Here is a 13,368-nt window from a genome sequence, read left to right as displayed (position 1 = left end):
CCGTGCGTCCACGGACCGGCCTTCTTGCGTCGGTCACGCGGCGGCGGCCGGCAGCTCCGGCCGCAGCGGCCACGCCGGATCGACCTCTTCCTCCGAACCGTTGCGCGCGAACCACGCCTGCAGCCCACGCGCCTGCGCCGCGTGCCACACCGCCTGCAGCGTGTGCAGCTCCGCCGGGGACAGCTGCTGCATCCGGGCCGCGAACCGCCGCCCCACCGCACGCACGACCTCCATCGCCGCCGTGGCGTCGGCCGCCGCGTCGTGCGCGCCGTCCAGCACCACGCCGTACTGCGCGCACAGATCGGTCAGCGTCCGCCGCCCCTTGCGGTACCGGTCCAGATGCTTGTCCAGCACCCTCGGATCCAGCACGCACAGAGACGCGTTCTGCAGATAGCGGGAGAGCGACGAGGCGCGGTGACGGCGCAGCTCACGGTCGAGCAGCGTCAGATCGAACGGCGCGTTCATCACCACCAGCGGACGGCCCGCCGCGCACTGTTCGGCCAGCGCCCGCCCTATCTCCTCCATCACCGGCGAGGGCCAGCGCCCGTTGCGCCGGAGGTGATCGTCCGTCAGACCGTGCACCTCGGTGGCGGCCGGAGGTACCGGTATGCCCGGATTCACCAGCCAGCGAGTGACACGGGCACGGCCGCCCGCGGCGTCCTGGACGACGACGGCGGCCGAGACGATCCGGTCCTCCTCGACGTCAACTCCGGTGGTTTCCGTGTCGAATGCGGCCAGGGGCCCTTCGTACCAGAGCGTCATTGCCCGAACTCCTCGCGCCGGTCGGGCAGATGGCGTCATCCCCTGCCCGAATCGGTGATACCCGGGCTGTTTGCACCGTACGCAACCCGGTGACAACACAGATGACGGACACAGAAGATGACGCTCCGTCGCGGGGAAACCGATCGCACCTCCCTCCCGGAAGGCACCAAGAGCCATGGCGCTCGCGCAGCCCGAACCTGGGAGCACCCCCCGCGCCGACGGCCGCGGAGGAGGGGTGCTGCCCCAGCGGGTCGCACCGCAGCGCGGCGCACTCGCCACCACCGCCTGCATGGAGACCCTCCAGGTGGGCTACCTCCACGCCGTCGCGGCCGCCGCGGGCTGCTCGCTCTCCCAGCCGTTCCCGGACAACGGCATCGACTGGCACGTCAGCCACAGCGCCCCAGGACACACCGTCGACGACGAAGTCACCATCAAGGTGCAGCTCAAGTGCACGTACCAGATCCCGCCGCACCCGCCGGGGCCCGCGTTCTCCTTCACCCTCGACAACGACCACCTGGTGAAGCTGGCCCGCACCCCGGTGTCCGTGCACAAGATCCTGGTCGTGATGCTCGTGCCCAGATCCCAGGACGACTGGCTGCGCGCCGGCCACGACCGCCTCGATCTGCGGCACTGCTGCTACTGGACCAACCTCGCGGGCCACCCGGTCACCGGCCGGCGCCGCACCACCGTGCGCATACCGACCACACGGATCTTCGACGACCGGGCACTCTGCGAGATCATGACCCGGGTCGGGGTGGGAGGGAGACCCTGATGCACCGCCCCTTCGACGAGCCCGTCCGGCCCCACCCGCCGGTCGGCGCCCCGCCCTTCGGAGCCACGGCCGCCGTCCCCGACCCCGCCCACGTCGACCCCGTCGTGCTGGGCGCGCTCCTCGGCCGGCACGGCTGGCGCCGCCGCGGCGGCGCCGCCGGACGGTACAGCCGCTGGACACCCCCCGGCCCCGGCACGCCCGCCATCAGCCTCCTCGTTCCCGAGAGCCGCGCCTTCCCCGACTGCGAGGACCTGCTCGGGGAGGCGCTCACGGCCCTCGCCCGCTGCCCGGCGCCCTCCGCACGCGAGGTCCTCGTCGGCCTCACCGTCCCCAGCGACGAGATCCGCTGGTGGCGCGACGTGCCCCCCGGACCCTCGGGCAACGTCCCCTGGACCGTCCAGGACCAGCTGCGCTCCGCCGCCCGGCAGATCCTCCTCGCCGGGGCGCTCGCCGCCCGGGCCCGCGCCGGCTACCACGGCGCCCGCCACCGCCGGCAGGCCCAGGCCTCCCTCGAAGGCGTCCTCGTAGGCACCCACGCCGGTGAACGCGGACTCACGGCCTTCGTCCCCGTCGAGCCCGGCCGGGCCGTCACCGTCCGGCTCTACCACGCGTTGTACGCCGCCCGGGAGGCCGTCGACTACGCCCGCGCCACCGGCCGCACCGAGGCCTTCGACGCGGCCGTCGCCGCCGGCGTCAGCCGGGAGCTGACCGAGGCGCTCGTCGCCCTGGTCCGCGGCGCGGAAGGAGCCAGGATCGCCCTCGAATGGTCCCCCGCCGCCGGTGTCCCCGAAGGCTGCGCCGCCCGCCCCGAACCCGTCGAGTTCTCCCCGGGCGACCTGCCCGCCCTGCGCGAGGCGGGCGCCCGCTACCTCAGGGACGAGCCGTCCGTACCCGTCCGCATCACCGGCGCCGTCGTACGGATGCGCAGGTCCGGCACGGGCGGCGAGGGGACCGTACGGCTGCGCGTCCTGGCCGGGGCCGAGGTGCCGCACGTCCGGGTGACGCTCGGCGAGGACGACTACCGCACGGCGGGCCACGCCCATCTGCTCGGCCTGCCGGTCCGGGTCGTGGGCCGGCTGGAGAGCCGGGGCGGCTTCCGGCGGCTGACCGACGCCTCCGGCCTGACACCCGTCCTGGTCGACGAGGCCGAGCGGGACCGGCTGATGAAGTCCCTCCACGAGAACCTGGGCTTCTTCGGGGAGACCGGCGGCCTCGGCGACTGAGCGGCGGGCGGGGAAACCGTTTCGCGACCGGGGGCGGCCGGTCGGTACCATTCGGTACTGCGCGCGTACCGAACGCGGCGCATCCCCTTCAGGCAGGAGAGACCGGTGTCAGACGTCCGTGTGATCATCCAACGCGATTCCGAGCGGGAAGAGCGCGTGGTGACGACGGGCACTACGGCCGCCGACCTCTTCCACGGCGAGCGCACCGTCGTGGCCGCCCGGGTCGCGGGCGAGCTCAAGGACCTCGCGTACGAGATCAAGGACGGCGAGACCGTCGAGCCCGTCGAGATCTCCTCCGAGGACGGCCTGAACATCCTGCGCCACTCCACCGCGCACGTCATGGCCCAGGCCGTGCAGGAGCTGTTCCCCGAGGCCAAGCTGGGCATCGGCCCGCCGGTCAGGGACGGCTTCTACTACGACTTCGACGTCGAGCGCCCCTTCACCCCCGATGACCTCAAGGCCATCGAGAAGAAGATGCAGGAGATCCAGAAGCGCGGCCAGCGCTTCTCGCGCCGCGTCGTCACCGACGAGGCCGCCCGGGAGGAGCTGGCCGGCGAGCCGTACAAGCTGGAGCTCATCGGCATCAAGGGCTCGGCCTCCAGCGACGACGGCGCGGACGTCGAGGTCGGCGGCGGCGAGCTGACCATCTACGACAACCTCGACGCCAAGACCGGCGAGCTGTGCTGGAAGGACCTCTGCCGCGGTCCGCACCTGCCCACCACCCGGAACATCCCGGCGTTCAAGCTGATGCGCAACGCCGCGGCGTACTGGCGCGGCAGCGAGAAGAACCCGATGCTCCAGCGCATCTACGGCACCGCGTGGCCGTCCAAGGACGAGCTCAAGGCGCACCTGGACTTCCTCGCCGAGGCCGAGAAGCGCGACCACCGCAAGCTCGGCGCCGAGCTCGACCTCTTCTCCGTCCCGGACGAGATCGGTTCCGGCCTCGCCGTCTTCCACCCCAAGGGCGGCATCATCCGCCGGGTCATGGAGGACTACTCGCGCCGGCGGCACGAGGAGGAGGGCTACGAGTTCGTCTACTCGCCGCACGCCACCAAGGGCAAGCTCTTCGAGAAGTCCGGCCACCTGGACTGGTACGCCGAGGGCATGTACCCGCCCATGCAGCTCGACGAGGGCGTGGACTACTACCTCAAGCCCATGAACTGCCCGATGCACAACCTGATCTTCGACGCGCGCGGCCGGTCCTACCGCGAGCTGCCGCTGCGCCTGTTCGAGTTCGGAACGGTGTACCGGTACGAGAAGTCCGGCGTCGTGCACGGCCTGACCCGCGCCCGCGGCTTCACCCAGGACGACGCGCACATCTACTGCACCAAGGAGCAGATGGCGGAGGAGCTCGACAAGACGCTCACCTTCGTCCTGAACCTGCTGCGCGACTACGGTCTGACCGACTTCTACCTGGAGCTGTCCACCAAGGACCCGGAGAAGTTCGTCGGCTCCGACGAGATCTGGGAGGAGGCCACCGAGACCCTGCGGCAGGTGGCCGAGAAGCAGGGCCTGCCCCTGACTCCCGACCCCGGTGGTGCCGCCTTCTACGGCCCGAAGATCTCCGTCCAGGCGAAGGACGCCATCGGCCGCACCTGGCAGATGTCGACCGTCCAGCTCGACTTCAACCTGCCGGAGCGGTTCAACCTCGAGTACACCGCGCCCGACGGCTCGCGCCGGCGCCCGGTCATGATCCACCGTGCGCTGTTCGGCTCCATCGAGCGGTTCTTCGCGGTGCTGCTGGAGCACTACGCGGGCGCCATGCCGCCGTGGCTGGCCCCCGTGCAGGCGGTCGGCATCCCCATCGGCGACGCCCACGTGCCGTACCTGCAGGAGTTCGCCGCCGAGGCGAAGAAGAAGGGCCTGCGGGTCGAGGTGGACGCCTCCTCGGACCGGATGCAGAAGAAGATCCGCAACCAGCAGAAGCTCAAGGTGCCGTTCATGATCATCGTCGGTGACGACGACATGAACGCCGGCACGGTGTCCTTCCGCTACCGCGACGGCTCGCAGGAGAACGGCATCCCGCGCGACGAGGCGCTGGCGAAGCTGGCGGACGTCGTCGAGCGGCGCGTGCAGGTCTGATCCGGCCACGGTGCGAGGGGCGGTCCCGCAAGGGTCCGCCCCTCGCCGCATCTCCCGTCACCATCAGCGAATATGCTGGCCCGCATGACGACTGAGCCGGAACAGCAGATCGGAGTCGGGACGCCTGACGCGTTCCAGCGCCTGTGGACGCCCCACCGGATGGCCTACATCCAGGGGGAGAACAAGCCCACCGGCCCGGGGGCCGAGGACGGCTGTCCGTTCTGCACGATCCCGTCGAAGTCCGACGAGGACGGCCTGGTCGTCGCCCGGGGCACGAAGGTGTACGCCGTGCTCAACCTCTACCCGTACAACGGCGGGCATCTGATGATCGTCCCGTTCCGGCACGTCGCCGACTACACGGAGCTCGACGACGCCGAGACCGCCGAGCTCGCGCTGCTCACCAAGCAGGCCATGACCGCGCTGCGGGCGGCCTCCGGCGCGCACGGCTTCAACATCGGACTGAACCAGGGCTCGGCGGCGGGCGCCGGCATCGCCGCCCACCTGCACCAGCACATCGTGCCCCGCTGGGGCGGCGACACCAACTTCATGCCCGTCATCGGCAACACCAAAGTGCTGCCGCAACTTCTCGGCGACACCCGGGCGATGCTCGCCGACGCGTGGCCGACGGCCTGAGCTCGCCGGTCATGCGTCGTGAACAACGGCCCGATGGCCTGACGGCAGCCGGTCACGCGTCGTAGACGTCGGCCTTCTTGGGCATCGGGTCCTGCACCAGACCGCTCAGCACCATCGAGCGGTTGGTGAAGCGCTCGGTGTCCACGCCGTGCTCGTCGAGCATCTTGATCGTCGCGGCGTGCACCGCCCGCAGCACGGGCGTCGCCGCGCGGATCGCGTCGTCGGCCATGAAACGGTGCGCCCAGGGCTTTCCGGCCCAGGCGTGTCGCAGACCGAACGGCTCGGGCAGCACCAGCTTGCCACCGAGGAAGTCGAGGACCGGCGGGAACCAGGTCAGCGGCGCGCGGACGGCCAGCCGCACCACCTCGTCGTTCTCGACCAGCGGCTGCGGGATCTCCTTGGTCTCCCAGAACCGGATGGACTTCGACACCACCTTCACCTTGGGCTCCGACTTGGTGGTGAACAGACCGTGGACCGGCCCGAGCGCATGCCCGGTCACCTCGATACGGAGGGTGTGCAGCAGTGCCGTGACGGTGACCATCATGGTGAGCACCAGCTGGCCGTCCCACAGGACGAACTGCACGCCCAGATAGTGGCGGTTGCCCTTGTCGAACTGGTTCTCGTTGCAGACGCGCTGTATCTCGTGCGGCTTCACCTGGAACGCCACGACGTCCTCGCCCTCCGGGCGGGCCACTTCCTTGGCGCCCTCGCCGATCGGGGCCACGATCCAGTGGTTCACCGACGGCGTCGGGAAGCCGGTCTTCAGCGAGCCGCGCTCCAGCAGCTTCAGCTGGTCGTGGATCGGCCGGATGACGTCCCACGTCCGGAAGGTGTGGATCTCCTTGCCGGCCTGCGGAACGAGTTCCTCGGCGAGGTGCCAGCTGCCCCAGCGGGTGCCCATGCCGAGTATCCCCTTGGGACCGGCGTAGAAGACGAGGTTGGAACGCTGCTCGGCCGTGAGCTTCTCCAGCGACTGGCGCAGCTCCTCCGCCGCCGTCTCGTTGGGGTCGTGCGGAACCGCCTCCGGCACCTTGGGGCCGACACCGCCGCCGCTGAGCAGCCCGTCCCAGCGAGCCCGCAGATCCTTGGCGGTCCGCTCGCAGATCCGCTTGGCCAGGAACCAGCCCACCACCGGAGCGATGATCATGCCCCTGAGATAGAGCGCCAGCAGGCCCGTGAACGGCAACCGGAGCAGGAACAGCGCGGCCAGGATGCCGACCCCGATGAGCAGCCCGGTGCCCATCGCCCCGGCCTTCCTGTCGGCGGCACCGGCCGCGAGGGTGCGGCGCAGCTGGAACACCGCGAGCCAGAGCAGCAGCCCCGGCAGGAACACCACGCCGAAGAACACCGTGATCAGGGTGAGCAGCTTGTCGCGCTCCTTGCGGATGCGGCTGGCGGCCAGGCAGTGCTCGACCACCGGCTGCGGCTCGGTGCCGAACGACTGGATGAGCGGCTTGCGGGCCCCGCCGAGCATCCGCACCTGGACGGCGCGCGAGAAGGCCTCACCCAGGTTCGGCTGGAAGAGCTTGTGCAGCTTGCCCTTGGTGACGGTCGACTCGTGCCACTCGTTGTTGGCCTTGAGGATGTCCTCGACCGGGCTGTCGCGGTACGCCGCGGACGCCAGCGCGTGCGTCGCCACCGTCTGCCCCGCCGAGCCCTGGAGCGGAACCTGAGCCCCGGGACCGAAACTGTCCATTGCCACTGCCGCCCCCATCGCCGCGTGTAACGCCACCGCATCGCCCCGCACTGCGGCTGTTCCCAACCACCGAGCTCCGCACACCTGCTGAGCTGGGCACTACAGCGTATCGGGGGACCCCGGCGCTCGTCAGGAGACGGCTGAATGCCGCCCGTCCGGGGCCAGTTGGACGGGCGGCGGGGTCAAACCGGTTCAGCTCGCCGTTCGTTCGCGGACCTTCTCCGCGACCTGCGGCGGCATCGCCTCGTGGCGTGCGTAGGAGCGGTCGAACCGACCGGTGCCGTGGGAGATGGACCGCAGGTCGACGGCGTACCGGCCGATCTCGATCTCCGGGACGTCGGCCCGAACGAGGGTCCGTCCCGGGCCCGCCTGTTCGGTGCCGACGACGCGGCCGCGCCGTCCGGACAGATCGCTCATCACCGGACCGACGTACTCGTCCGGGACGAGGACCTGCACCTCGGCGACCGGTTCCAGGAGGTTGATGCGGGAGTCCGCGGCGGCCTCGCGCAGCGCGAGCGCGCCCGCGGTCTGGAAGGCGGCGTCCGAGGAGTCCACCGAGTGCGCCTTGCCGTCGAGGAGGGTGACCCGGACGTCGACGAGGGGGTAGCCGGCCGCGACACCCCGGGCGGCCTGCGCCCGTACGCCCTTCTCCACGGAAGGGATGAACTGGCGCGGCACGGCGCCGCCGACCACCTTGTCGACGAACTCGATGCCGGAGCCGGGCGGCAGCGGTTCCACCTCGATCTCGCAGATGGCGTACTGGCCGTGCCCGCCGGACTGCTTCACATGGCGTCCTCGCCCGGCCGACTTGTCGGCGAAGGTCTCCCGCAGGGACACCTTGTGCGGGACGACGTCGACCTGGACGCCGTAGCGGTTGCGGAGCCGCTCCAGCGCCACGTCCTTGTGCGCCTCGCCGAGGCACCACAGGACGACCTGGTGGGTGTCCTGGTTCTGTTCCAGGCGCATGGTGGGGTCCTCGGCGACCAGCCGGGCCAGCCCCTGCGACAGCTTGTCCTCGTCCGCCTTGCTGTGCGCCTCGATGGCGAGCGGCAGCAGCGGGTCGGGCATGGTCCACGGCTCCATGAGCAGCGGATCGTCCTTGCGGGACAGGGTGTCGCCGGTCTCCGCGCGGGCCAGTTTGGCGACGCAGGCGATGTCGCCGGCGATGCAGTGGTTCAGCTGCCGCTGCTGTTTGCCGAACGGCGCGGACAGCGCGCCGATCCGCTCGTCCACGTCGTGGTCCTCATGGCCCCGGTCGGCGAGCCCGTGACCGGAGACGTGGACCGTCTCGTCGGGCCGCAGGGTGCCGGAGAAGACCCGTACGAGCGAGATCCGGCCCACATAGGGGTCGGAGGCCGTCTTGACGACCTCGGCGACCAGCGGACCGTCCGGGTCGCAACCGATCTGCGGGCGCGGCCGCCCGTCCGGGGTGGTGACCGCCGGTGCCTCGCGCTCCAGCGGGGTGGGGAAGCCGCGGGTGATGAGCTCCAGCAGTTCGACCGTGCCGAGCCCCTGTTTGCCGCCGTGGGCCGCGGGCGCCGCCGCCAGGACGGGGTGGAAGGTACCCCGGGCGACGGCCTTCTCCAAGTCGTCGATCAGCGTCTTCAGATCGATGTCCTCGCCACCGAGATAGCGGTCCATGAGGGACTCGTCCTCGCTCTCGGCGATGATTCCCTCGATGAGCCGGCCGCGGGCCTCCTCGATGAGCGGCACCTGGGCCTCGTCCGGCGGGTTCTCCTTCCGCTCGCCGGAGGCGTAGTCGAAGATCTTCTGGGTGAGCAGCCCGACCAGTCCGGTGGCCGGGGCGTGCCCGTCCGGTGTCTGGGCGCCCAGCACCGGCACATAGAGCGGCAGCACGGCGTCCGGGTCGTCACCGCCGAAGATCCGGGACAGCACCCGGGTGAGCTCGTCGAAGTCGACACGGGCCGTGTCCAGGTGCGTGACGACGATCGCGCGGGGCATGCCGACCGCCGCGCACTCCTCCCAGACCGCGCGGCAGGAGCCCGCGATGGCGTCGGCCTCCTGCGCGGCCGACACGACGAAGAGTGCCGCGTCCGCGGCGCGCAGGCCCGCCCGGAGCTCGCCGACGAAGTCGGCGTACCCGGGGGTGTCCAGCAGGTTGATCTTGCAGCCGCCCCATTCGAGGGGGACCAGGGAGAGCTGTACGGAGCGTTGCTGACGGTGTTCGATCTCGTCGTAGTCGGAGATCGTCCCGCCGTCCTCGACCCGGCCCGCCCGGTTGACCGCTCCGGCGGTCAGCGCGAGTGCCTCGACCAGGGTCGTCTTGCCGGATCCGCTGTGGCCGACCAGCACCACATTCCGTACCGATGAGGGCTGGTCGGCCGTAAGAGCCCTGCCGGCGGCTCCGGGGTGTGTGTTCGCCTTGTCGCCCATGATTCTTCCTCCTGATCGCCGGTGCACGGGGTGCACGGTGGAGGTGGGGGGCGCGGGCGCGGGGAGCGGCCCTTCCTGGGCAGCTCCTGGGGTGCCCGCGGTCGTCTTTCGAGCTTTCCACTCCCTTCAGGTTGCGTCCATACGTCGGACAGCGCCGGACGCCACGGCGGGTGCCCGGGTAGCCCGGCACGGGCGGTCGGGCCGCGCTGGCTACGATGGGCCAGCCGGTGGCCGTAGGGGCCGCGCGGCCCACCGACCCCTCGGGAAGGCCATGCTGAACAAGTACGCGCGTGCGTTCTTCACGCGTGTTCTCACGCCGTTCGCCGCGTTTCTGCTACGGCGGGGGGTGAGCCCCGACGCCGTCACCCTGATCGGAACGGCCGGCGTCGTCGCGGGCGCGCTGGTCTTCTTCCCGCGTGGGGAGTTCTTCTGGGGCACGATCGTCATCACGCTGTTCGTGTTCTCCGACCTCGTCGACGGCAACATGGCCCGGCAGGCCGGGATCTCCAGCCGCTGGGGAGCATTCCTGGACTCAACCCTCGACCGGGTCGCGGACGGTGCGATCTTCGGCGGATTCGCCCTGTGGTACGCGGGCAAGGGCGACGACAATGTGTTGTGTGCCGTGGCCATCTTCTGTCTCGCCAGCGGTCAGGTCGTGTCGTACACCAAGGCGCGCGGCGAATCGATCGGGCTGCCGGTGGCCGTGAACGGGCTGGTCGAGCGCGCCGAGCGGCTGGTGGTCTCACTGGTCGCGGCGGGCCTCGCGGGTCTGCACGGGTTCGGTGTACCCGGCATCCAGATCCTGCTGCCGATCGCGCTGTGGATCGTCGCGATCGGAAGCGCGGTCACGCTGGGACAGCGCGTGGTGACGGTGCGGCGGGAGTCCGCCGAGGCCGACGCGGCCTCGGCCAGGGGGAGTGAGGCGACGTCATGAGCGGGGTCAAGGACCGGTTGACCGACGGGTTGTACGGGCTGGGCTGGAGCGCCGTCAAAAAGCTGCCCGAGCCCGTCGCGGTCGCCCTCGGCCGCCGGATCGCGGACACGGCCTGGAAGCGGCGCGGAAAGGGCGTGCTGCGCCTGGAGGCGAACCTCGCGCGCGTGGTGCCCGACGCGTCGCCGGCCCGGCTGGCCGAGCTGTCGAAGGCCGGCATGCGCTCGTACATGCGGTACTGGATGGAGTCGTTCCGGTTGCCCACGTGGAGCGCGGAGCGGGCGAGGAACGGTTTCGCCGTCAAAGACGTGCACCACCTGACGGACGGGCTCGCGGCAGGAAAGGGCGTGATTCTCGCGCTGCCCCACCTGGCCAACTGGGACCTCGCCGGCGTCTGGGTCACCCGGGCGCTCGGCGTGCCTTTCACCACCGTCGCCGAGCGGCTCAAGCCGGAGACGCTGTACGACCGGTTCGTCGCCTACCGCGAGTCCCTCGGCATGGAGGTCCTCCCGCACACCGGGGGCGCCGCCTTCGGCACCCTGGCGCGCCGGCTGCGCAACGGCGGGCTGGTCTGCCTGGTCTCCGACCGCGACCTGTCCGCATCGGGAGTCGAGGTGAAGTTCTTCGGCGAGACCGCCCGGATGCCGGCCGGTCCGGCGCTGCTCGCCCAGCAGACGGGCGCCCTGCTGCTGCCCGTCACGCTCTGGTACGACGACTCGCCCGTCATGCAGGGACGGGTCCATCCGCCCATCGAGGTACCCGAGACAGGTACCCGCACCGAAAAGACGTCCTCCATGACACAGGCGCTGGCCGACGCCTTCGCCACCGGTATCGCCGACCACCCGGAGGACTGGCACATGCTGCAGCGGCTGTGGCTCACCGATCTCGACCCCGCGAAGGGGCCGTCGGCGTGAGGATCGGCATCGTCTGCCCGTACTCCTGGGACGTGCCGGGCGGCGTCCAGTTCCACATCCGGGACCTCGCGGAGCACCTCATCCGCCTCGGTCACGAGGTGTCTGTCCTCGCCCCCGCCGACGACGAGACCCCGCTCCCGCCGTACGTGGTGTCCGCGGGACGCGCCGTGCCCGTGCCCTACAACGGCTCGGTGGCCCGGCTGAACTTCGGCTTCCTGTCCGCCGCACGAGTACGGCGCTGGCTGCACGACGGGGTCTTCGACGTCATCCACATCCACGAGCCCGCCTCCCCCTCACTGGGACTGTTGTCCTGCTGGGCGGCCCAGGGGCCCATCGTGGCGACGTTCCACACCTCCAACCCGCGGTCCCGCGCGATGATCGCCGCGTACCCGATCCTCCAGCCCGCGCTGGAGAAGATCAGCGCGCGCATCGCGGTCAGCGAATACGCCCGGCGCACCCTGGTCGAGCACCTCGGCGGCGACGCCGTGGTCATCCCCAACGGAGTCGACGTCGAATTCTTCGCCCGCGCCGAGCCAAAGGCCGAATGGCAGGGCGAGACGATGGGGTTCATCGGGCGCATCGACGAGCCCCGCAAGGGCCTGCCGGTGCTGATGAAGGCCCTGCCGAAGATCCTCGCCGAACGGCCCCGGACCCGGCTCCTCGTCGCCGGCCGCGGCGACGAGGAAGAGGCCGTCGCCTCCCTGCCGGCCCGGATGCGGTCACACGTCGAGTTCCTCGGCATGGTCAGCGACGAGGACAAGGCGCGGCTGCTGCGCAGCGTGGACGTGTACGTCGCCCCCAACACCGGCGGCGAGAGCTTCGGCATCATCCTCGTCGAGGCGATGTCGGCGGGCGCGCCCGTACTCGCCAGCGACCTGGACGCGTTCGCGCAGGTACTGGACAAGGGGGCGGCGGGGGAGATGTTCGCCAACGAGGACGCGGACGCCCTCGCGAAGGCGGCGGTGCGCCTGCTCGGCGACCCCGAACGCCGCCAGGAACTCCACGAGCGCGGCAGCGCGCATGTGCGGAGGTTCGACTGGTCGACCGTCGGCGCGGACATCCTCGCGGTGTACGAGACGGTGACGGCGGGCGCGGCGGCGGTGGCGGCGGACGAGCGCGTCGGCGGCCTTCGGGCCAGGTGGGGCCTGGCCCGCGACTAGGGCGTGTTACCGGGGCCCGTCGCTCGGGTTGTCGGCCGGGTGCACCCGCGGATGTGGGCATGCGTTCCGCCTGCGGCGATGGGGGTCCCCCTGCTCGAGCGGAGCCGGAAGCCTGGGGGAGGGTGGGTACAGCGGCACCACGGTCCGCGGACAGAAGGGGGTCCGGGGCGGAGCCCCGGGACGGGGTGCGGGGCGGGCCCCGCACACAGATAGCCTGCCGGGGTGATCGAAACCATCGTCTGGATCGCCGTCGCCCTCCTGGCCGTCGGCCTCTACCTGAGCTGGACCGCCGGCCGCCTCGACCGTCTGCACGCACGGATCGACGCCGCCCGTGCCGCGCTCGACGCCCAGCTGGTGCGGCGGGCCTCGGTCGCCCAGGAGCTGGCCACCTCCGGTGTTCTCGACCCCGCCGCGTCGATCGTGCTGTACCAGGCCGCGCACGCCGCCCGGCAGGCCGAGGAGGAGCAGCGGGAGGTCGCCGAGAGTGAGCTGAGCCAGGCGCTGCGGGCCGTCTTCGCCGAGCGGGAGCAGGTCGACGTGGTCCGGGAGGCGCCGGGGGGCGAGGAGGCGGCCGGGGAGCTCACGGCGGCGGTGCGGCGGGTGCCGATGGCCCGGCGGTTCCACAACGACTCGGTACGCGCGGCACGTGCGCTGCGCAGGCACCGTACGGTGCGCTGGTTCCGGCTGGCCGGTCACGCCCCCTTCCCGATGGCCTTCGAGATGGACGACGAACCGCCCGCCGGCCTCGCAAAATGAGCCACCGTCTCCACATTGGCCCTTGATGTGGACCGGTCCGGCCGG

The 13,368-nt window shown here is 71.3% G+C and carries 11 protein-coding genes; 8 read left to right on the top strand and 3 right to left on the bottom strand.

All coding sequences use genetic code 11. The features are described from left to right. Positions 1-33: 33 nt before the first annotated feature. On the bottom strand, positions 34-762 hold the full coding sequence (locus tag ACY34K_RS31005; protein ID WP_462753062.1) for an exonuclease domain-containing protein: 729 nt from the start codon (positions 760-762) through the stop codon (positions 34-36). 175 nt (positions 763-937) lie between these two features. On the opposite strand from ACY34K_RS31005, the gene ACY34K_RS31000 reads away from it, so the two are divergent. From ACY34K_RS31000 to ACY34K_RS30985, 4 genes are all read left to right on the top strand, one after another. Continuing rightward, entirely contained in the window at positions 938-1,534 is a 597-nt protein-coding gene (locus ACY34K_RS31000) for a DUF4365 domain-containing protein (protein ID WP_462753060.1), read from the top strand. Next, the gene (locus tag ACY34K_RS30995) at positions 1,534-2,757 is read left to right on the top strand and encodes a hypothetical protein (protein WP_462753058.1); all 1,224 of its coding nucleotides are present in this window, start codon (positions 1,534-1,536) and stop codon (positions 2,755-2,757) included. The genes ACY34K_RS31000 and ACY34K_RS30995 overlap by 1 nt, the downstream gene beginning before the upstream one ends. A 105-nt stretch (positions 2,758-2,862) precedes the next feature. Beyond that, positions 2,863-4,839, top strand: coding sequence for a threonine--tRNA ligase (gene thrS, locus ACY34K_RS30990; protein ID WP_462753056.1), 1,977 nt, complete (start codon positions 2,863-2,865; stop codon positions 4,837-4,839). Between the two features lie 72 nt (positions 4,840-4,911). Then, on the top strand, positions 4,912-5,472 hold the full coding sequence (locus tag ACY34K_RS30985) for an HIT family protein (protein WP_462753054.1): 561 nt from the start codon (positions 4,912-4,914) through the stop codon (positions 5,470-5,472). A 52-nt stretch (positions 5,473-5,524) separates the two neighbouring features. Here ACY34K_RS30985 and ACY34K_RS30980 read toward each other — a convergent pair whose 3' ends face one another. After that, positions 5,525-7,168: a hypothetical protein gene (locus ACY34K_RS30980; RefSeq protein WP_462753093.1), complete on the bottom strand. Its 1,644-nt coding sequence runs from the start codon at positions 7,166-7,168 to the stop codon at positions 5,525-5,527. A gap of 192 nt (positions 7,169-7,360) precedes the next feature. Then, on the bottom strand, positions 7,361-9,562 hold the full coding sequence (locus ACY34K_RS30975) for an elongation factor G-like protein EF-G2 (protein WP_462753052.1): 2,202 nt from the start codon (positions 9,560-9,562) through the stop codon (positions 7,361-7,363). Between the two features lie 271 nt (positions 9,563-9,833). Here ACY34K_RS30975 and pgsA point away from each other — a divergent pair, with 271 nt between their 5' ends. The 4 genes from pgsA to ACY34K_RS30955 all read left to right on the top strand — a co-directional run bounded on the left by pgsA (position 9,834) and on the right by ACY34K_RS30955 (position 13,323). Continuing rightward, positions 9,834-10,496 carry a phosphatidylinositol phosphate synthase gene (gene pgsA, locus ACY34K_RS30970; RefSeq protein ID WP_462753051.1) on the top strand — a complete coding sequence of 221 codons (663 nt, stop codon included), beginning with the start codon at positions 9,834-9,836 and terminating at the stop codon, positions 10,494-10,496. Next, positions 10,493-11,407 carry a phosphatidylinositol mannoside acyltransferase gene (locus tag ACY34K_RS30965; protein WP_462753050.1) on the top strand — a complete coding sequence of 305 codons (915 nt, stop codon included), beginning with the start codon at positions 10,493-10,495 and terminating at the stop codon, positions 11,405-11,407. The genes pgsA and ACY34K_RS30965 overlap by 4 nt, the downstream gene beginning before the upstream one ends. After that, complete coding sequence (locus tag ACY34K_RS30960) at positions 11,404-12,567, top strand: glycosyltransferase family 4 protein (protein WP_462753049.1); 1,164 nt, start codon at positions 11,404-11,406, stop codon at positions 12,565-12,567. Before ACY34K_RS30965 ends, ACY34K_RS30960 begins: the two co-directional genes overlap by 4 nt. Before the next feature lie 222 nt (positions 12,568-12,789). Further along, a complete protein-coding gene (locus tag ACY34K_RS30955) occupies positions 12,790-13,323 on the top strand; it encodes a hypothetical protein (protein ID WP_462753047.1) in 534 nt (177 codons plus the stop codon). Positions 13,324-13,368: the final 45 nt, after the last annotated feature.

Source organism: Streptomyces sp. STAM6 (assembly GCF_054963715.1).
The sequence above is the reverse complement of the archived record's forward strand: the minus strand, read 5'-3'. Positions and strand labels throughout refer to the sequence as shown.